Annotated in this window: 17 protein-coding genes; 10 read left to right on the top strand and 7 right to left on the bottom strand. The window is 68.3% G+C overall.

Annotation, left to right across the window (positions count from 1 at the left end; translation table 11 throughout):
- Positions 1-110: 110 nt before the first annotated feature.
- On the top strand, positions 111-962 hold the full coding sequence (speE, locus tag IB228_RS18415) for a polyamine aminopropyltransferase (protein ID WP_192199477.1): 852 nt from the start codon (positions 111-113) through the stop codon (positions 960-962).
- Between the two features lie 65 nt (positions 963-1027).
- On the opposite strand, the gene IB228_RS18410 is transcribed toward speE, so the two are convergent.
- On the bottom strand, positions 1028-1480 hold the full coding sequence (locus IB228_RS18410; protein WP_192199476.1) for a hypothetical protein: 453 nt from the start codon (positions 1478-1480) through the stop codon (positions 1028-1030).
- Positions 1480-1818 carry a P-II family nitrogen regulator gene (locus IB228_RS18405; RefSeq protein ID WP_141455127.1) on the bottom strand — a complete coding sequence of 113 codons (339 nt, stop codon included), beginning with the start codon at positions 1816-1818 and terminating at the stop codon, positions 1480-1482. The genes IB228_RS18410 and IB228_RS18405 overlap by 1 nt, the downstream gene beginning before the upstream one ends.
- A 174-nt stretch (positions 1819-1992) precedes the next feature.
- On the opposite strand from IB228_RS18405, the gene IB228_RS18400 reads away from it, so the two are divergent.
- The 3 genes from IB228_RS18400 to IB228_RS18390 all read left to right on the top strand — a co-directional run bounded on the left by IB228_RS18400 (position 1993) and on the right by IB228_RS18390 (position 4725).
- The gene (locus IB228_RS18400; RefSeq protein WP_192199475.1) at positions 1993-2262 is read left to right on the top strand and encodes an accessory factor UbiK family protein; all 270 of its coding nucleotides are present in this window, start codon (positions 1993-1995) and stop codon (positions 2260-2262) included.
- A 10-nt stretch (positions 2263-2272) separates the two neighbouring features.
- Positions 2273-3775: a YifB family Mg chelatase-like AAA ATPase gene (locus IB228_RS18395; RefSeq protein ID WP_183639594.1), complete on the top strand. Its 1503-nt coding sequence runs from the start codon at positions 2273-2275 to the stop codon at positions 3773-3775.
- A gap of 188 nt (positions 3776-3963) precedes the next feature.
- Complete coding sequence (locus tag IB228_RS18390) at positions 3964-4725, top strand: phytochelatin synthase family protein (RefSeq protein ID WP_192199474.1); 762 nt, start codon at positions 3964-3966, stop codon at positions 4723-4725.
- Positions 4726-4829: 104 nt separating this feature from the next.
- Here IB228_RS18390 and IB228_RS18385 read toward each other — a convergent pair whose 3' ends face one another.
- Complete coding sequence (locus tag IB228_RS18385; protein ID WP_192199473.1) at positions 4830-5288, bottom strand: carboxymuconolactone decarboxylase family protein; 459 nt, start codon at positions 5286-5288, stop codon at positions 4830-4832.
- Positions 5289-5447: 159 nt separating this feature from the next.
- Here IB228_RS18385 and IB228_RS18380 point away from each other — a divergent pair, with 159 nt between their 5' ends.
- Positions 5448-6359: a sigma-70 family RNA polymerase sigma factor gene (locus IB228_RS18380; RefSeq protein ID WP_192199472.1), complete on the top strand. Its 912-nt coding sequence runs from the start codon at positions 5448-5450 to the stop codon at positions 6357-6359.
- A gap of 141 nt (positions 6360-6500) precedes the next feature.
- Complete coding sequence (locus tag IB228_RS18375; protein ID WP_192199471.1) at positions 6501-8555, top strand: S9 family peptidase; 2055 nt, start codon at positions 6501-6503, stop codon at positions 8553-8555.
- A 108-nt stretch (positions 8556-8663) separates the two neighbouring features.
- Here IB228_RS18375 and aceA read toward each other — a convergent pair whose 3' ends face one another.
- Positions 8664-9953, bottom strand: coding sequence for an isocitrate lyase (gene aceA, locus IB228_RS18370; protein WP_192199470.1), 1290 nt, complete (start codon positions 9951-9953; stop codon positions 8664-8666).
- 23 nt (positions 9954-9976) lie between these two features.
- Positions 9977-11602, bottom strand: coding sequence for a malate synthase A (gene aceB, locus IB228_RS18365; RefSeq protein WP_192199469.1), 1626 nt, complete (start codon positions 11600-11602; stop codon positions 9977-9979).
- A 105-nt stretch (positions 11603-11707) separates the two neighbouring features.
- Between aceB and IB228_RS18360 the strand changes: the two genes are divergently transcribed.
- From IB228_RS18360 to IB228_RS18345, 4 genes are all read left to right on the top strand, one after another.
- Positions 11708-12676 (top strand): LysR family transcriptional regulator, encoded by a 969-nt coding sequence (locus IB228_RS18360; protein ID WP_192199468.1) that lies wholly within the window; start codon positions 11708-11710, stop codon positions 12674-12676.
- A 132-nt stretch (positions 12677-12808) separates the two neighbouring features.
- Complete coding sequence (locus IB228_RS18355) at positions 12809-14383, top strand: serine hydrolase domain-containing protein (RefSeq protein WP_192199467.1); 1575 nt, start codon at positions 12809-12811, stop codon at positions 14381-14383.
- A gap of 31 nt (positions 14384-14414) precedes the next feature.
- Positions 14415-15170: a helix-turn-helix domain-containing protein gene (locus tag IB228_RS18350; RefSeq protein WP_183639602.1), complete on the top strand. Its 756-nt coding sequence runs from the start codon at positions 14415-14417 to the stop codon at positions 15168-15170.
- Positions 15171-15244: 74 nt separating this feature from the next.
- Positions 15245-15592, top strand: coding sequence for a VOC family protein (locus tag IB228_RS18345; protein WP_192199466.1), 348 nt, complete (start codon positions 15245-15247; stop codon positions 15590-15592).
- A gap of 229 nt (positions 15593-15821) precedes the next feature.
- Here the strand turns inward: IB228_RS18345 and IB228_RS18340 are convergent, their stop codons facing one another.
- Positions 15822-16844, bottom strand: coding sequence for an isoaspartyl peptidase/L-asparaginase (locus IB228_RS18340; RefSeq protein WP_225562543.1), 1023 nt, complete (start codon positions 16842-16844; stop codon positions 15822-15824).
- Positions 16845-16870: 26 nt separating this feature from the next.
- Positions 16871-17938, bottom strand: a complete 1068-nt coding sequence (locus tag IB228_RS18335) for a cyanophycinase (RefSeq protein ID WP_225562542.1) — start codon at positions 17936-17938, stop codon at positions 16871-16873.
- Between the last annotated feature and the right edge of the window lie 103 nt (positions 17939-18041).

Below are 18041 nucleotides of genomic sequence, written 5' to 3'. Positions count from 1 at the left end.
ACAATGCGCGCCCTCGCCGTCCCCGCCTCACCCCGGTGGCCGCGGGCCCACCGGCCACGGCCGTCGCGCCCGCCGACAACGGCCAGATCCTTCCCCACCCAGGACAGACCATGACCACGAACGACAACTGGTACATCGAACACTTCCAGCCCACCGGCTCGGCCATCGGCTACCGCGTCACCGGCAAGCTGGACGAGGTGCAGTCGCCGTTCCAGAAGATCGAGATCTACGACACCACCGACTGGGGCAAGTTGATGGTCATCGACGGCGCGGTGATGCTGACCACGCGCGACAACTTCTTCTATCACGAGATGATCAGCCACCCGGCGCTGTTCACCCACGCCGCGCCCAAGCGCGTGGTGATCATCGGCGGCGGCGACTGCGGCACCCTGCGCGAGGTGCTCAAGCACCCGGGCGTGGAAAGCGCCACCCAGTGCGACATCGACGAGCAGGTCACCCGCATGTCGGAGAAGTACTTCCCCGAGCTGTGCGAATCCAACGGCGACGCGCGCGCCGAGCTGCTGTTCGACGACGGCGTGGCCTACATGGCCAACTGCCCGGCCGGCAGCGTGGACATCGTGATCGTGGACTCCACCGATCCGGTCGGCCCGGCCGAGGGCCTGTTCAACAAGGCCTTCTACGAAAGCTGCTTCCGCGCGCTGAAGGACGACGGCATCCTGGTGCAGCAGTCCGAGTCGCCGCTGGCGCTGCTGGACTTGATCAAGGAAATGCGCGGCGAGATGGGCAAGGCCGGCTTCACCGCCTTCAAGACCCTGCCGTTCCCGCAGCCGTGCTACCCGACCGGCTGGTGGAGCGTGACCATGGCACGCAAGTCCGGCGGTTTCGACTTCCGCCAGCAGGACGCCGCCAACAAGGGCTTCGACACCCTGTACTACAGCGCGCACCTGCACACCGGCGCGCTGGTCGCCCCACCGTTCGTGGCCAAGGCGCTGGGCGAGTAAGCGCTGCCGGTTCGATGAAAAAAGCCCCGCGATGCGGGGCTTTTTTTTATCCGGTACTCCTGATCTCAGTGCTCCAGCAAGCGCTGTATCTCCGCCCGCTCATCCAGCGAACGCTGGAAGTTGGCCGGATACACCGGCTGGTAGTCGCGCCCGGTGAGCAGGAAAATGCCACGCTGGCCGGTGAGATGCTTCTGCATGGTGCCCAACTCGTAGTGCCACATCATCCACAACGGCACCCGGATCGTGCGGGAAACCGGTGGCAGCCGCGTGGCGATCACTTCATGGACCTCCAGATGCAGACGCATCTGGTTGGCCGAACCGGGACCGGTCCGCGACTCGGGATCCGTAAGCAACCGGCCCTTGCCGTCCACCATGTCGACGCGGGTGATCGTCGCCACAACGACATGGTCGGCTTCCCGCACCATTTCGGCCAGCGGCTTGGGAACCACGCTCGTCGCCGATACCGTCGCCGCCAGGCACAGCAGCGCGATGAACAGGAACCGCTTCGCGACGCGCACTACAGCGCGTCCGCGTCCAGTTCACCGGTGCGGATGCGCACCACCCGCTCCAGGTCGTAGACGAACACCTTTCCGTCGCCGATCTTGCCGGTGCCGGCGGCCTTGACGATGGCTTCCACCACCGATTCGGCCTGCTCGTCGGTCACCGCCACTTCCAGCTTCACCTTGGGCAGGAAGTCGACGACGTACTCGGCGCCGCGGTACAGCTCGGTGTGGCCCTTCTGCCGGCCGAAGCCCTTGACCTCGGTGACGGTGATGCCGGCGATGCCGGATTCGGCGAGTGCTTCGCGCACGTCGTCCAGCTTGAACGGCTTGATGATGGCCATGATCATCTTCATCGGGACTGTTCTCCGGAAATGCTGGCGGCAGCATATCGTGGTTGCGGCCGGGGCGGGGGTCGGGTTCAATGTCGACCTGGCGCCGCGGGATTTCTCCGATGGCGCGACGCGGTGAATCCCGATGGCCGGGACGACTCCCGGATGCAATGCTCGGCTTCACTGCCGGAGACCCCCATGATCGATCTCAACCATCTCGACGACCTCGCCCGCCGCCTCAGTGATCTGGTCCCGCCGGGCCTGCGCGAATCCCGCGAGGAACTGCAGCAGGCGTTCAAGGGCGCCTTGCAGAGCGGCCTCTCCAGGCTGGACCTGGTGACCCGCGAGGAGTACGAGGTCCAGCGCGCGGTCCTGTTGCGCACCCGCGAGAAACTCGAAGCCCTGGAACGCACCGTCCAGGCACTGGAAGCGGCACCGCCCGCCTCCGCATCCACCGCCCAGTCCTGATTCCGCCGCCATGAGCCTGGCGCTGGTGCACAGCCGTGCACGGGCGGGCGTGGCCGCGCCTCCGGTCAGGGTGGAAGTGCACCTGTCCGGTGGTCTGCCGCAGACCCACATCGTCGGCCTGCCCGAGGCGGCGGTGCGCGAGGCACGCGACCGCGTGCGCGCCGCCATCCTCTGCGCGCAGTTCGAATTCCCGGCCCGCCGCATCACCGTCAATCTGGCGCCGGCCGATCTTCCCAAGGACGGCGGGCGCTTCGACCTGCCCATCGCGCTCGGCATCCTGGCCGCCAGCGGGCAGATCCCGCGCGACGCGCTGGCCGACTACGAGTTCCTCGGCGAACTCGGCCTGACCGGCGAGCTGCGCGGCGTCGACGGCGTGCTGCCGGCGGCGCTGGCCGCCGCGCGCGCGCAACGGACGCTGATTGTCGCGCCGGCCAACGGTCCGGAAGCGGCGCTCGCCCGCGACGGCCAGGCTCGCACCGCGCGCACCCTGCTGGAGGTCTGCGCCGCCCTGGGCGGCCAGCGCGAACTGCCGGTCGCCGAAACACCGCCGCCCGACGCATCGTTCGTTCCCGATCTCAGTGACGTGCGCGGGCAGGTGCAGGCGCGCCGCGCGCTGGAGGTGGCGGCCGCCGGCAACCACCATCTGCTGCTGGTCGGCTCGCCCGGTTGCGGCAAGACCCTGCTGGCGTCGCGGCTGCCCGGACTGCTGCCGGAAGCCAGCGAAGCGGAGGCGCTGGAAACGGCCGCCATCGCATCGATCAGCGGCCGCGGGCTGGATCCGGCGCGCTGGCGGCGGCGACCGTTCCGCAGTCCGCACCATACCGCCAGCGCAGTCGCACTGGTGGGAGGCGGCACCGAACCGCGTCCGGGTGAGATTTCCCTGGCCCACAACGGCGTGCTGTTCCTCGACGAATTGCCCGAGTGGGACCGACGCGCGCTGGAAGTGCTGCGGGAGCCCCTGGAGTCCGGCACGGTGTCCATCTCGCGCGCGGCACGCAGCGCCGAGTTTCCCGCGCGCTTCCAGCTCGTCGCGGCGATGAATCCCTGCCCGTGCGGCTGGGCCGGCGACAACAGCGGGCGTTGCCGCTGCTCCAGCGATGTCGTGCAGCGGTATCGCGGCCGCATTTCCGGCCCGTTGCTGGACCGCATCGATCTGCATGTGGAGGTGCCGCGCCTGCCGCCGAGGGAATTGCGTCCGGATGCGCCACCGGGCGAGACCAGCGCGCAGGTGCGGGTGCGGGTGGAACAGGCGCGCGCGATCCAGCTGGCGCGCGCCGGCCGGCTCAACGCGCAACTGGGCCAGGCGGAAACCCTGACGCTGTGCAGGCTCGACGATGCCGACCAGGCATTGTTGGAACACGCGATCGATCGGCTCCGGCTTTCCGCGCGCTCCATGCAGCGGGTGCTGCGGGTGGCGCGGACCATCGCGGATCTGGCCGGCGCCGAACGCATCGACAGATCCCATCTGACCGAGGCGTTGGGATACCGGAGGATTGACCGGGGCAAGCCCTAGAGGGCATGGCACCACCGCCGGCAGATCCGGCTCGAATGCCCGTTCCGGTTTCACTCCAGCCACCCCATACGGGCATCATTGCCGGGTACCTGTTGCTTCACCGCCATTTCATCCATTTCGCGCTGTAGTCGTTTGGCCGCCTGCCGCGAAAACGGCGGCGGCGCGCTTTCGCCATAGCCGAGGTCGCCATGAAGCGGGCGGGATTGGTCGGACTGTTTGCGGTCGTCCTGATCGCGGTGGCGGGCGGCGCGGGCGCGGTGTGGAACGAATACCTGCGCGCGCCGGCACCGCGGATGCTGGCGTTGCCCGGGGATCTGATTCCGCTGGACTCGCCGCTGGGCCGGCGCCTGTTGGCCGAAAGCGAGCGCGCCGACCATGACGAGTTGACCGGCAGTTTCGTCCCGCAGACGCGCAAGGCCTATTGCGGCGTGGCCAGTGCCATCACCGTGCTCAACGCAGCCGGCATCGCCGACGCGCCGCGGGACCCGCGCGCCCTGTTCGCGCATCCACACGCCGGGCCGGGTCCGCTGAAAACGAGTTTCAAAGGGATGTCGCTCAACGGACTGGCCGGCCTGCTGCGCGCGCATGGCGCGCAGGTGGACGTGGTGTTCGCCTCGGCGACGGACCGGGCCTCGTTCCGGCAACGGGCGCGCGAGAACCTGCGCCGCGAGGGCGACTACCTGCTGGTGAACTACCAACGCGCGGATCTGGGCCAGGTTCGCATGGGCCACATTTCGCCGGTCGCCGCCTATCACGCGCCCAGTGATCGCCTGCTCATCCTGGACGTCGCCGCCCACCGGTATCCACCGGTCTGGGCGGATCTGGACAAGGTCTGGACGGCGATGCGCGCGCCGTTGAACAAGAAGACCGCGACCACGCGAGGCTATCTCGTGGTACGCGGCGCGCATACCGTGTCCGCCGCTTCGCCGGTCGGCTTCGACCGGCGTTGAGGGTCAGGCGACTCTCCTGGAGCACCCCGACGTGCGCCATCGCTTCCGCTTCGCCGCACAGGATCGGCCTTGCGCGGAACGGCCGCGATTCGGCGAATCGTGGATCAACTCGCCCGCTGCCCGGCCGGCTGGCGCGTGGCGACATTCAGGCGGTTCCAGACGTTGATGTTGGCGATGGCGATCAGCAGCGAGGCCAATGCGGCTTCGTCGTAGTGGGCCCGGGCGCGGGACCAGACCTCGTCGCTGACGGCATCGCCGCGGTCGGCGATGCGGGTCACCTCCTCGGCCAGTTCCAGCGCGGCACGCTCGGCCTCGGTGAACCACGGCGCTTCGCGCCAGACCGCGACGGCGAACAGCCGCTCGTCGGTTTCACCGGCCTGCCGGCATTCGCGGGCATGCATGTCCACGCAGAAGCTGCAGCCATTGATCTGGCTGACCCGCAGGTCGATGAGGTGCAGCAGGGCATCGGAGATGCCCTTGCCTTGCGTGGACTGGTGCAGCGCGAGCAGCGCCTTCATGGCATCGTGGTGGATGACGGCGGGGTTGGGCATACGGGCTTGCATGGGGAACTTCCTTTGGTTGGTGGTCATTCCCATGACGCGCCGGCATCGGCCGGCGTGACGGATATCTCCGCCATCGCGGATCACTTCTTTCTTTCCGATGGTTGCGTCACGTCCCGGCCCGCTGGCGCGTCAATCGGGTTTCCCCCAGGATCTTTCTCCATGACAGATTTGCATCGACTGGCCGAACAGTTCCAGTCCAACCGCACCCGGCTCGAGGCCGTGGCGTTCCGCATGCTGGGTTCGCATGCCGAAGCCGAGGACGTGGTGCAGGAGGCGTGGTTGCGCCTGAATCGTGCCGACCCGACCGAGGTCGGCAATCTCGCCGGTTGGCTGACGACGGTGGTGACCCGGCTGGCGCTGGATCTGCTGCGCGCGCGCAAGGTGCGCAGCGAGGAATCGATGGACCTGGTGCCGGACGCGGCGCTGCCCGCCGCCGATGCCAGTGCCGGTCCGGAACACGAGGTGTTGCTGGCCGATTCGATCGGCCCGGCCATGCTGATCGTGCTGGATACGCTGGCCCCGGCCGAGCGCGTGGCGTTCGTACTGCACGACATGTTCGCGGTGCCGTACGAAGAGATTGCCCACATGCTGGATCGCAGCGTGGAAGCCACGCGGCAGCTGGCCAGCCGTGCGCGGCGCCGGGTCCAGGGTGCCGGCGCAGACGCGCTGGCCGATCGCGAGCGTGCCCGCCAGGTGGTCGATGCCTTCCTGCTCGCCTCGCGCACCGGCAATCTCCAGGGCCTGCTGTCCCTGTTGGCACCGGACGTGGTGATGCGCGCCGATGTCGCCGCCATCGAGGGCAGCCGGGACAGGCAGGGCGACGGCGCGCCGGTGCTGGCACGCGAACAGCGTGGCGTCGACGCGGTGGCCAGTGCCTTCCTCGGCCGCGCCCAGGCGGGACAGGCCGCGCTGGTCGATGGCCTGCCCGCCGCCATCTGGGCGCCGGACGGCGTACCGCGCGCCCTGTTCCGGATGGCCGTGCGCGAAGGCCGTATCGTCGCCATCGATGTCATCGCCGACCCCGCCCGCGTGGCGTCGGCCAGGGTCACCGAGATCGGCCCGCTGCCCTGAGGCGCCAGCCTCCCTTTCGCGGAAGCACCCAACCGGCCCCCGGACTTTCGACACTCCGCCGCGACGCGGGGGCGTGTGGTCTACTGCGTTTTCGCGGCGACGCCGCGTCCGCCACCACACGGCTCATCCAGGAGGAACGCCATGCTCCGCACCACCCTGATCGCGACGGCACTGTCCGCCGCACTCGTCAGTCCGCTTGCCTTCGCGCAACAGGCCGCCGCCGCATCGTCCGAGGTCGAACTCATCCCGCGCGAGATCCTGTTCGGCAATCCCGAGCGCAGCAATGTGCAGATCAGCCCGGATGGCCGCTACCTGAGCTGGGTTGCGCCGGTCGATGGCGTGGCCAACGTGTGGGTGGCGCCGGCGGACAATCCGTCGCAGGCCCGGGCGGTGACGTCCGACAAGGCGCGCGGCATCCGTCAGTATTTCTGGTCCTACCGGACCGATACCCTGCTCTATCTCCGCGACACCGGTGGCGACGAGGATTTCCATCTCTACGCGGTGGATCTGAAGTCCGGCGAGTCCAGGGATCTGTCGCCGTTTCCGAAGACCCGCGCACAGGTCGCGGGTGTCAGCGATCGCCATCCGGACACGATCCTGGTGGGCATGAACGATCGCGACCCGCAGTGGCACGATCTGTACAAGGTCGATCTGGCCAGCGGCAAGCGCGAGCTGGTGCAGAAGAACGATGCCCAGATCGCCGGCTACATCGCCGACGCCGACTACACCCTGCGCTTCGCCACCCGCGCGCGACCCGACGGTGGCCAGGACGTGCTCGCCGCCGACGGCAAGGGCGGCTGGAGCAAGTTCGACGACGTGCCGTTCGAGGATTCGCTGACCACCGGTCCGGGTGGCCTGACCAGCGACGGCAAGACCCTGTACTTCACCGATTCGCGCAAGCGCAACACCGCCGCGCTGTATGCCATCGACGTGGCCAGCGGCAAGCGCGAACTGGTGTTCGAGGACGCACGCGCGGACGTTGGCGATTCGCTGAGCCATCCGGTCACCGGACGGGTTCAGGCGGTCGCCTCGGACTACCTGCGCGAGGAATGGAAGGTGGTGGATCCGTCCATCGCCAAGGATCTGGAGCGCCTTCGCGGCATCGGTCCCGGCGACACCAGCGTGGCCGCGCGCACCCACGACGACAAGACCTGGATCGTGGTCTACGCCGCTCCGCAGACACCGGCTGTCTTTTACCGCTACGACCGCGACGCCGGCAAGCTGACCAAGCTGTTCTCGGTGCAGCCGAAGCTCGATGGCAAGCCGCTGGTGGCGCAATGGCCGGTGGAGATTACGTCCCGCGACGGCAAGACCCTGGTCAGCTATCTGACCCTGCCGCATAGCGCCGACGCCAACAACGATGGCAAGGCCGACACGCCAGTGCCGATGGTGCTGCTGGTGCATGGCGGTCCGTGGTCGCGCAACGCCTACGGCTACAGCAACACCAACCAGTGGCTGGCCAACCGCGGCTACGCGGTCCTGTCGGTCAATTTCCGCGGCTCCACCGGCTTTGGCAAGGAATTCACCAACGCCGGCAACGGCGAGTGGGCCGCCAAGATGCACGACGATCTGATCGATGGCGTGCAATGGGCGGTCAAGCAGGGCGTGACGACTTCCGACAAGGTGGCGATCATGGGCGGCAGCTACGGTGGCTACGCCACCCTGGCCGGCCTGACCTTCACCCCGGACACGTTCGCCTGCGGCGTCGACATCGTCGGCCCGTCCAACCTCAACACCCTGCTGAGCACGGTGCCGCCGTACTGGGCCAGCTTCTTCGAGCAGCTTGCCAAGCGCATGGGCGACCCGCGCACCGAGGAAGGCCGCAAGTGGCTGACCGAACGCTCGCCGCTGACCCGCGCCGACCAGATCAAGAAACCGCTGCTGATCGGCCAGGGCGCCAACGACCCGCGGGTGAAACAGGCCGAGAGCGACCAGATCGTCAAGGCGATGCAGGCCAAGAAGATCCCGGTTACCTACGTGCTGTTCCCGGATGAAGGCCATGGCTTCCACCGCCCCGAGAACAGCAAGGCGTTCAACGCGGTGACCGAAGGCTTCCTGGCCCAGTGCCTGGGCGGACGCGCCGAACCCATCGGCCAGGATTTCGCCGGCTCCAGCATCAGCGTGCCGGCCGGCGCCGACGGCGTTCCGGGCCTGACCGATGCGTTGAAGTCGCATCAGCAGGCGGTGAAGAAGTAAGCGCCATTCGGGATGCGGCCAGGGCGCGGCCATATTCCCTCGCACCAGGGCAAAAGAAAAGCCGGGTCCATTCGGACCCGGCTTTTTTCATCCTCGCACCCGCCGTGATCAGGCCGCCTTCTCCGCGAACTGCTCCTCCTCGGTCGAGCCCTTCAGCGCGGTGGTCGAGGACTGGCCCTGTTGGATCGCCTGCGTGACCGCGTCGAAGTAACCGGTGCCGACCTCGCGCTGGTGCTTGACCGCGGTGAAGCCCTTGTCGGCGGCGGCGAACTCGGCTTCCTGCAGTTCCACGAATGCGCTCATCTGGCGGCGCGCATAGCCGTGGGCCAGGTTGAACATCGAGTAGTTCAGGCTGTGGAAGCCGGCCAGGGTGATGAACTGGAATTTGTAGCCGTAGCTGGCGATTTCCTTCTGGAATTTGGCGATGGTGGCGTCGTCCAGGTTCTTCTTCCAGTTGAACGAGGGCGAGCAGTTGTAAGCCAGCAGCTTGCCGGGGAACTTCGCGTGGATCGCCTCGGCGAACTTGCGCGCGAACTCCAGGTCCGGCTTGCCGGTCTCGCACCACACCAGATCCGCGTAGGGTGCGTAGGCCAGGCCACGGCTGATCGCCTGGTCCAGGCCGTTGCGGGTCTTGAAGAAGCCCTCGACGGTGCGCTCGCCGGTGGTGAACGGCTGGTCGTTGGCGTCGATGTCGCTGGTCAGCAGGTCGGCGGCCTCGGCGTCGGTTCGCGCAACCAGCAGGGTCGGCACGCCCATCACGTCGGCGGCCAGGCGCGCGGCGTTCAATTTCTCCACCGCCTCGCGGGTCGGCACCAGCACCTTGCCGCCCATGTGGCCGCACTTCTTGACGCTGGCCAGCTGATCCTCGAAGTGCACGCCGGCCGCGCCCGCCTCGATCATCGCCTTCATCAACTCGAACGCGTTCAGCACGCCGCCGAAGCCGGCTTCCGCGTCGGCGACGATCGGTTGCAGGAAGTCGGTGCTGTCGTCACCCTCGGCGTGATGCAGCTGATCCGCGCGCAGCAGGGTGTTGTTGATGCGCTTGACCACCGCCGGTACCGAGTCGGCCGGATACAGCGACTGGTCCGGATACATCTGGCCGGCCAGGTTGGCGTCGGCCGCGACCTGCCAGCCGGACAGGTAGATCGCCTTCAGGCCGGCCTTGACCTGCTGCATCGCCTGGTTGCCGGTCAGCGCGCCCAGCGCGTTGATGAAGTCCTCGGTCTGCAGGTAGTTCCACAGCTTCTCGGCGCCGATCTTCGCGATCGAATGCTCGACCGGAATGGTGCCGCGCAGGCGCACGACGTCCTCGGCGCTGTAGTTGCGGGTGATGCCTTGCCAGCGCGGATTGGTGTCCCAGTCCTTCTGGATGTCCTGGGCGGTGGGCAGCTTGTTCATGGGTATTCTCCGGAAATGGGGGTTCAGTCGATGCGGGTGTAGGCGGGCAGGGTCAGGAATTCGGCCAGGTCTTCACTGCGGCTCAATGCGTCGAGCAGGCCGATGGCCTCGTCGACCTTGTCGCCACCGGGCAGCGCCGCGCGGTCGCCCAGGCGGGCCGGCAGGTTGCGCAGGGTGGCGTCGAGCAGGGCGAAGTCGATCGCGGTGCCGTCGGCCAGGTGCAGGCCGGGCGTGTGCAGCCACTGCCAGATCTGGGTGCGCGCGATCTCGGCGGTCGCCGCGTCCTCCATCAGCCAATGGATCGGCACGCAGCCGTTGCCGTCCAGCCAGGCGGCCAGGTAGCGCACGCAGACCTCGACGTTGCCCTCGAAACCGGCACGGGTGATGGTGCCGGTGCTCGGGCGGATCAGATCGTCGCGGCTCGCCCGCACGTCCTCGCGCAGCACGCCATGTTGGTTCGGCGTGGGCATGTGTTCGTCGAAGATGGTGCGCGCGATCGGGATCAGCGCCGGATGCGCCACCCAGGTGCCGTCGTGGCCGGCGGTGACCTCGCGCAGCTTGTCCGCGCGCACCCGCGCCAGCGCCTGTTCGTTGGCCGCCTCGTCGTTGCCGATCGGAATCTGCGCGGCCATGCCGCCCATCGCGTGCGCGCCGCGGCGGTGGCAGGTCTGGATCAGCAGTTCCGAATAGGCCTTCAGGAACGGCTGGGTCATGGTCACCTGGCCGCGCTCGGGCAGCACCCGGTCGCGATGGCGGCGGAAGGTCTTGATGTAGGAAAAGATGTAGTCCCAGCGGCCGCAGTTCAGACCGACGATGCGATCCCGCAGCGCGTGCAGGATCTCGTGCATCTCGAACACCGCCGGCAGCGTCTCGATCAGCACGGTGACCTTCATTTGACCTTGCGGCAGGCCCAGCGCGGCCTCGATGTGCGACAGCGCGGTCTCCCACAGCGCGGCCTCCTCCATGCTCTGCAGCTTGGGCAGGTAGAAATACGGGCCGCGATCGCGCTCGGCCAGCGCGCGCGCGTTGTGGAAGGCATACAAGGCCAGATCGAACAGACCGCCGGCGATCGGCTGGCCATCGATCAGCACGTGCTTCTCGTCCAGGTGCCAGCCGCGCGGGCGCACCAGCAGCACGGCCTGCTCATCGAACGGCTTCAACGCGTACCGCTTGCCGTTGGGCGCGGTGTGGGTCAGGTCGCCGCGCACCGCGCCGATCAGGGCCTGCTGGCCGATCAGCAGGTTGTGCCAGGTCGGCGCGGTCGAATCCTCGAAGTCGGCCATGTAGACCTTCGCGCCGGAGTTCAGCGCGTTGATCACCATCTTGGGATCCACCGGCCCGGTGATCTCGACCCGGCGATCCAGCAGTGCCGCCGGCGGCGGCGCGACCCGCCAGTCGCCCTCGCGGATGGCGCGGGTGTCGTCGCGGAAGTCCGGCAGGCCGCCGGCATCGAAGAACGCCTGCCGCTGGCGGCGCGCGGCCAGCCGGGCTTGCCGGCCGGGCTCAATCGCACGGTGCAGCGAGACGAGCAGCGCCAAGGCGGCGGGCGGCAACAGCGCGGCCTGCTCGTGATGGCGGACGGTCAGGCTGATGCCGGGCGTGGGGCGGGACGCGGGTTCGGATTGGCTCAGGGCAACGGCGGCGGACATTTCGGGACTCCTGCTGCTTGGAGGTCCACCGTGCGCCGCAGCAAACTATTTGACAAAACAGTTTTGTCAATGCACTTAATAAGCTGAACTTATATTTCAGCCAAAATGCCTGAAAAACGCCCGCCCACGCTGCGATTTGCCTACAAGTCGGACCGGCTGAAGCCCCTGCGGGCGTTCTGCCAGACCGTCCGGCTGGGCTTGGTATCGCGGGCGGCCGAGGCGCTGTTCGTCAGCCAGCCGGCCATCACCCTGCAATTGCAGGCGCTGGAGCGAGACCTGGGGGTGGTGCTGTTCGAGCGCAGCGGCCGGCGCCTGAGTCCCAGCCGCGAGGGGCAACTGCTGTACGAGCTGGCCCAGCCGCTGGTCGAGGGCATCGACGGTCTGGAGGCGACCTTCCACGACAAGGTCGCCGGGCTGGACGCCGGCGAACTGAACATCGCCGCCAACAGCTCCACCATCCTGTACCTGCTGCCGCGCATCGTCGAACTGTTCCGCCAGCAGCACCCGGACGTGCGCCTGACCCTGCACAACGCGATCACCGCCGACGGCACCGATCTGCTGCGCTCCGACGCGGTGGATCTGGCGGTCGGCTCGATGATGGATGTGCCCGCCGACCTCAGCTACGCACCGATTTACCGGTTCGAACCGCTGCTGATCACTCCGCCGGATCATCCGCTGGCGAACAAGCCGCGACTCGAACTCGCCGACATTTCGCCCTACGGATTGATCCTTCCGCCCAAGCGCCAGATCACCTACCGGCTGGTGGACCTGGTGTTCCAGCAGCACCGCGTGCCCTACACGGTGGCGCTGGAAGTCGGCGGCTGGGAAGTGATCAAGCAATACGTGGCGATGGGCATGGGCGTGTCGATCGTCAGTTCGATCTGCCTGACCGACGCCGATCGCGGCAGACTGGCAACGCGTTCGCTCAGCGACTGGTTTCCTGCGCGCAGCTACGGCGTGATCGTGCGCAAGGGCAAGTTCCTGTCACCGCAGGCGCGTGCCTTCATCGAGCTGATCCATCCGGATCTGTTCACCCGCCGCGACTACGACGACAGCGGGCATTCCGAACGCTGAGCGCGCCGCGCGTTTGAAGCCGCGCACGCGTTCGCCTACCCTGTCCGCTCCGGACAGTATCCGCCGACAACTTCGGAACACCGCGCACGACGAACGTGCGCCGGTTCACTGGATTGCTCCCGGAGTCTGTCGATGTTGCTGTCTTTCCCCTGTTTTTCACGTGTCCGCCAAACTTGCGCGGCGCTGTTGCTGTTGCTGTGCCTGCCCCTGCCGTGCCTGTCCCTGCTGTCCGCCCACGCCGCCGAGCCGGACTTTGCGCCGGTGCGCGAATACATCCGCACGCGCATGCAGGAACGCGACGTGCCGGCGATGTCGGTGGCGGTGGCGAAGGACGGCCGCCTGCTGTGGACCGAAGGCTTCGGCGTGGCCGATCGCGAACGCGGCATCGCCGCCGATGCCGACACGATGTATTCGCTGGCCTCGGTGACCAAGACCTTCACCGCGGTCGCGCTGATGACGCTGGTGCAGGAAGGCCGCATCGCCCTGGACGATCCCGTCAACCGGCATCTGGGCGAGGCCGGGCTGCATTCGTGGGTCGACGACGCCGACGCGGCGACCATCCGCCACGTCGCCAACCACACGTCCGGGCTGGGCACGGCCGAGCAATTCTTCTACGGCGAATCCGAGCGCGCGCTGATTCCGCCGATGGCGCAATCCATCCAGCGTTATGGGCATCTGTACCGTCGCGCTGGCGAGGTTCACGAGTACAACAATTTCGGCTATGGCCTGCTTGGCCATGTCGTCGAACGGGTCACCGGCCAGTCCTATGGCGATGCACTGCGAACACGGGTGTTCGAACCACTCGGCATGCGGCATTCCTCCATCGACATCGGACCCGGCCTGGAGCGGCACCCGGCGGCGCGCTATGGCGGCAAGCGCGAACCGATTCCGTTCTACGGCTTCGCGGAGCCCGGCGCCGCGGCGATGTACGCCAGCGCACCGGATCTGGCCCGGTTCGGGCTGTTCTTCCTCGGCCGGCCGCTGCCGGGGCAACGCGAAATCCTCGATGCCCGGCACCGCGCCGCGATGGTCGAGAACGCGTTCCGCACCGATCCGCATGCCCGCTACGGCATCGGGCTGGAGGTAATCGACGACGGCGGCTATCGCTGGTACGAACATGGCGGTTCGATGTCCGGCGTCTCCGCTTCGTTGACGATGGTGCCGTCCGAAGGCCTGGTGGTGGCGGTGCTGGGCAACGTGTCCGGCGCACCAGTGGCGCAGGTGCGCGAACGGATCTTCCAGCAATTGCTGCCGGGCTGGCGCGCGCAGGCCGCCGCCACGGCCGGCCCCGCCACCGCTTCCGCACCGCGGCCGGCGCCGATCGGCACCGCGCCGTCCGAATGGCGCGGCGACTGGTCGGGCACCTTGCATACCTATGAGGGGCCGGTGCCCGCGCGGCTACGCGTATTGGAAGATGGCCGTGCGCTGTTCCGGCTGGGTGATCAGCTGTGGAGCCTGCTCGACAAGGTGGAAGTCGAAGACGGACGCCTGCGCGGCTACACGCTCAGCCAGGTGCCGACCGCCGACGCGCGGCGGCGCCGGCATGCGCTGCGCGTGGATCTGCGACTGCGCGGCGACGCGCTCGCGGGCGAGGCGATGGCCTGGTCCGGACCGAAGGGACCCGCGGGCGTGCTGGATCCGTACTTCGTGTTCGCGCTCAACCACTGGCTGGAATTGCGGCGCGCCGATTCCGGGGATGAAGGCTGACGGTGGAAGCGCGTAACCTGTGGCGCACACCATGCCACGCGACGCCGCCTCCGACCTTCCTCCTTCCGCCTACCGCGAGGTCGCGCCGGCCGCGCCGCTGCGCGCGGGCCTGGCCTGCGCCTGGACTTACCAGGCGCCGTCGCGGCCGGCAGCGGAGGTGCTGGTCATCCCCGACGGCTGCGTCGATCTGATCTGGGCGGATGACGAGGTGTTCGTGGCCGGGCCGGATCCGATCGCGCAAACGGCATCCGTCGCGCCCGGCGCCTTGCTGACCGCGATCCGGTTCGCGCCGGGCGCGGCGCAGGCGTTCCTTGGCCTGCCATTGCGGAACATCACCGGCCAGCGGGTCGCGCTGCGCGATCTGTGGGGACGGCGGGCGCGCCGGCTGACCGATGGGCTGGCCTTCGATGCCGCCACTCCCACGGATCGCCTGCGGTCCCTGCAACACGCGGTCGCCCGGCAGGGCCTGCCGACTGCGGATCCCGCCATGCCCGCGCTGTTCACTCGCCTGGATCATTCCGATGCCGCGTCGCCGGCAAGGCTCGCGCGCGAACTGGGCATCGGCGAACGCACCCTGCGGCGGCGCTGCCACGATGCCTTCGGCTACGGCCCCAAGACGCTGGCGCGGATCCTGCGCCTGCAACGCTTCCTGCGTACGCCGGCGGATCTGCCGTTGCTTCGGCGCGCGCTGGACGCCGGTTACGGCGATGCTTCGCACCTGGTCCGCGACACCCGCCTGCTCACCGGACTGACACCGACCGACTTGCTGGCGCAGCGGCACGGCTGAGCTGGCCGTTTTTTCCAAGACGCCGTCCGGCCATCGCGCGATACTGCGCGCCCGCCCTCCACACGAGCCGCGCCATGAGCGAATCCCACCACCATCGCATCGACTACGTCGAGTTCAACGTCGCTTCGATTGCCACTGCCAAGGCGTTCTACGGCAAGGCGTTCGGCTGGACCTTCCAGGATTACGGCCCGGACTACTGCGAGTTCCGCGATGGCCGGCTGACCGGCGGCTTCGCGCATGGCGAGCCGCGCCCGGGCGGCGCGCTGATCGTGATCCAGTCGGATGACCTGGAAGCCAGCCAGACCGCGGTCGAGTCTGCCGGCGGACGCATCAGCCAGCCCATCTTCGCCTTCCCCGGCGGCCGCCGCTTCCACTTCCTGGATCGCGACGGCTACGAACTGGCGGTGTGGTCGCAGGGCTGATTCAGCGCTTGCGCCTGTAGGAGCGACGTAAGTCGCGACCCGTGATCTTCAAGGGATACGGTCGCGACTTACGTCGCTCCTACAAGTGTCCGATCTTCGGCACGCCTGTCGCCCTGCGGGAACACCTTCCTGTGGGAGCGACGTGAGTCGCGAGCTTTTCGCGCCATGCGCTACCGGGCATCTGATTCGCGACTTACGTCGCTCCCACAGGTTCGGGATTTCGGCGGGCTTACTTCTTCGGCATCGGCAGCGGGTCGTCGGCGAAGATCGCCACGTGCGGCACGCCGTCGGCGCCGATCCAGCCGCGGTACATGCCCTCGGTGTTGAACGGGAAGGCGATGCTGCCGTCGGCGGCCAGCGCAATCGCGCCACCGTCGCCGCCGGCCTTGGGAATCTCGTCGTTGATCACCGCCCTGGCGGCGCTGGCGATGTCCTGGCCGCCGTAGCGCACGCGCGCGCAGATGTCGTGCGCGGCGACCGCGCGGATGTAGTACTCACCCCAGCCGGTGCCCGATACCGCGCAGCGCGCGTCGGCGTAAGTGCCGGCGCCGATGATCGGCGAATCGCCGACCCGGCCGTAGCGCTTGTTGGTCATGCCGCCGGTGGAGGTGCCGGCCGCCAGATGACCCTGCGCGTCCAGCGCCAACGCGCCCACGGTGCCGAAGTGCTTGGCGGTTTCCAGATCCGCATGCGCCTGGCCGGAGGCTTCTTCCTTCAGCGCCTTCTGCAGCTGCTGCCAGCGCTTCTCGGTGCGGAAGTAGGACGGATCCACCAGGGTCACGCCCTGCTCGGTCGCGAAGGCCTCGGCGCCGTCGCCAACCATCATCACGTGCCTGGACTTGTCCATCACCAGCCGCGCCAGCTGGATCGGATTCTTGACCCGGTGCACGCCGGCCACCGCGCCGGCCTTGCCGCTGGCACCGTCCATGATCGAGGCGTCCAGTTCGTTCTTGCCGTCATGGGTGAACACCGCGCCACGTCCGGCGTTGAAGCTGGGCGCGTCCTCCATCACGGTGATCGCGGCGGCCACCGCGTCCAGCGCCGGCTTGCCGGCGGCAAGCTGGGCGTGGCCGGCGCGCAGCGCCTCTTCCATTGATTTGCGCGCGGCGGCGATCTCCTCGGGAGCGAGATCGCCACGCTCCACGCCCGCGCCGCCGTGGATGACCAGCACCGGCCGATCCGCATCCGCGGCGATGGCGGTGCCCGCCATTCCCAACAACGCAAGGCAGCACGCACGCAACAGGTTCGTCATGGCAGTCATTCCGGAATGGCAGTGGTTCAGGGGGGTGATTCTAGCGAGGCGGTGCGCGCGGCGTCGCCCAGGACGCCGTTCACCACATCGATGCGGCGCTCGAACGCCGGATGCTCGACGCTGAAGTCCGGAAACCGCAGCGTGCTGCCGGTATCCAGGCCGATGACCGGCACGTCGCGGAAGGTCAGCGGCTTGCCGGCGGCGAACACGTCGGCCTGGCGCTGCGGGCGCACCAGCCAGACATGGCCGCCGTCGCCACTGTGGACGCGGGCGATGCCGCCGGCGTCGATGCACAGCGCGGTGTATTCGTCGATGCCGATACCGGCCAGGTCCGTGCGCTTCTGTTCGGCCGACAGCCGGGCGACGAAGGCGATCAGGCGGCCCAGCCGATCCCGTTCTCCGAAGTGGCTGTCGGTGATCACGTTCTGCAGGTAGGGCATGTGCAGGAAATCATCCACCAGGGTGACTTCCGACCCCGCGGGGTCGGTCATCGCGGTCGGCGAGACGATGCTGCCGCCGTCCATCGCGCCATAGGCGAACGCCCCCAGGATCGCCAGGCCCGCGCTGGTGCCGCCGATTGGCTTGCCGGCGCGCACGTGGGCGTCCAGCGCCTCGTTCAGCGGCGTGCCTTTCCAGAAGCGCACGTAGTTGGACTGGTCCCCGCCGGCCAGGAAGATGCCGTCGGCCTCGCGCACGATGCGCAGCACTTCCGGATCGCTGGCGGCGCGGCGATCGTCGAACACCAGCGTCTGCGCGGCGGTGATGCCGCCGATGTCCTTGAAGAATTCGTCCTGCGCCTCGACGGTGCCGGAGGCGCGCAGGATCACGATGCGGCCATGCCCGGCCTTTTCGATCATCCAGCGGAAGGCGTCGTAGGGCCAATCGCCGCCGCCGACCAGCATCAGCCCGGCCTCGGTCGCGCCGGGTCGCGTGGCGATGAGGTCGCCGATTTCAAAGTAGCGGTAGCCGTCGCGGCGCGACGCGTCCGTGGCGGGCGCATTCCCGGCGGTCGCCATGCCGACAGCGGCGGCCAGCGTCAGGATCAGCAGCGCGCAGCGTTGCAGGAACAGGCGGCGGGACGACGTCGACGGCATCACGGAACTCCAGGGGGCACCTGCATTGAAGACGAACGGATACGCGCTTCCCCTCCCCCGTTCGTCGCTGCTGTGCAGCATCGATGGCCGTCGTTGGCCCGCG

The organism is Pseudoxanthomonas sp. PXM04 (assembly GCF_014851695.1).
GTDB classification, from domain to species: Bacteria; Pseudomonadota; Gammaproteobacteria; order Xanthomonadales; family Xanthomonadaceae; genus Pseudoxanthomonas_A; species Pseudoxanthomonas_A beigongshangi.
Note: the sequence above shows the minus strand (reverse complement) of the source record. Positions and strands in the feature narration are given on the sequence as shown.

What these genes read in the sequence shown, in the direction of transcription:
- speE (WP_192199477.1), top strand. Translation starts at nt 111, where the DNA reads ATGACCACGAACGACAACTGGTACATCGAACACTTCCAGCCCACCGGC.
- IB228_RS18405 (WP_141455127.1), bottom strand. Translation starts at nt 1,818, where the DNA reads ATGAAGATGATCATGGCCATCATCAAGCCGTTCAAGCTGGACGACGTG.
- IB228_RS18400 (WP_192199475.1), top strand. Translation starts at nt 1,993, where the DNA reads ATGATCGATCTCAACCATCTCGACGACCTCGCCCGCCGCCTCAGTGAT.
- IB228_RS18395 (WP_183639594.1), top strand. Translation starts at nt 2,273, where the DNA reads ATGAGCCTGGCGCTGGTGCACAGCCGTGCACGGGCGGGCGTGGCCGCG.
- IB228_RS18390 (WP_192199474.1), top strand. Translation starts at nt 3,964, where the DNA reads ATGAAGCGGGCGGGATTGGTCGGACTGTTTGCGGTCGTCCTGATCGCG.
- IB228_RS18385 (WP_192199473.1), bottom strand. Translation starts at nt 5,288, where the DNA reads ATGCAAGCCCGTATGCCCAACCCCGCCGTCATCCACCACGATGCCATG.
- IB228_RS18380 (WP_192199472.1), top strand. Translation starts at nt 5,448, where the DNA reads ATGACAGATTTGCATCGACTGGCCGAACAGTTCCAGTCCAACCGCACC.
- IB228_RS18375 (WP_192199471.1), top strand. Translation starts at nt 6,501, where the DNA reads ATGCTCCGCACCACCCTGATCGCGACGGCACTGTCCGCCGCACTCGTC.
- aceA (WP_192199470.1), bottom strand. Translation starts at nt 9,953, where the DNA reads ATGAACAAGCTGCCCACCGCCCAGGACATCCAGAAGGACTGGGACACC.
- aceB (WP_192199469.1), bottom strand. Translation starts at nt 11,602, where the DNA reads ATGTCCGCCGCCGTTGCCCTGAGCCAATCCGAACCCGCGTCCCGCCCC.
- IB228_RS18360 (WP_192199468.1), top strand. Translation starts at nt 11,708, where the DNA reads ATGCCTGAAAAACGCCCGCCCACGCTGCGATTTGCCTACAAGTCGGAC.
- IB228_RS18355 (WP_192199467.1), top strand. Translation starts at nt 12,809, where the DNA reads ATGTTGCTGTCTTTCCCCTGTTTTTCACGTGTCCGCCAAACTTGCGCG.
- IB228_RS18350 (WP_183639602.1), top strand. Translation starts at nt 14,415, where the DNA reads ATGCCACGCGACGCCGCCTCCGACCTTCCTCCTTCCGCCTACCGCGAG.
- IB228_RS18345 (WP_192199466.1), top strand. Translation starts at nt 15,245, where the DNA reads ATGAGCGAATCCCACCACCATCGCATCGACTACGTCGAGTTCAACGTC.
- IB228_RS18340 (WP_225562543.1), bottom strand. Translation starts at nt 16,844, where the DNA reads ATGACGAACCTGTTGCGTGCGTGCTGCCTTGCGTTGTTGGGAATGGCG.
- IB228_RS18335 (WP_225562542.1), bottom strand. Translation starts at nt 17,938, where the DNA reads ATGCCGTCGACGTCGTCCCGCCGCCTGTTCCTGCAACGCTGCGCGCTG.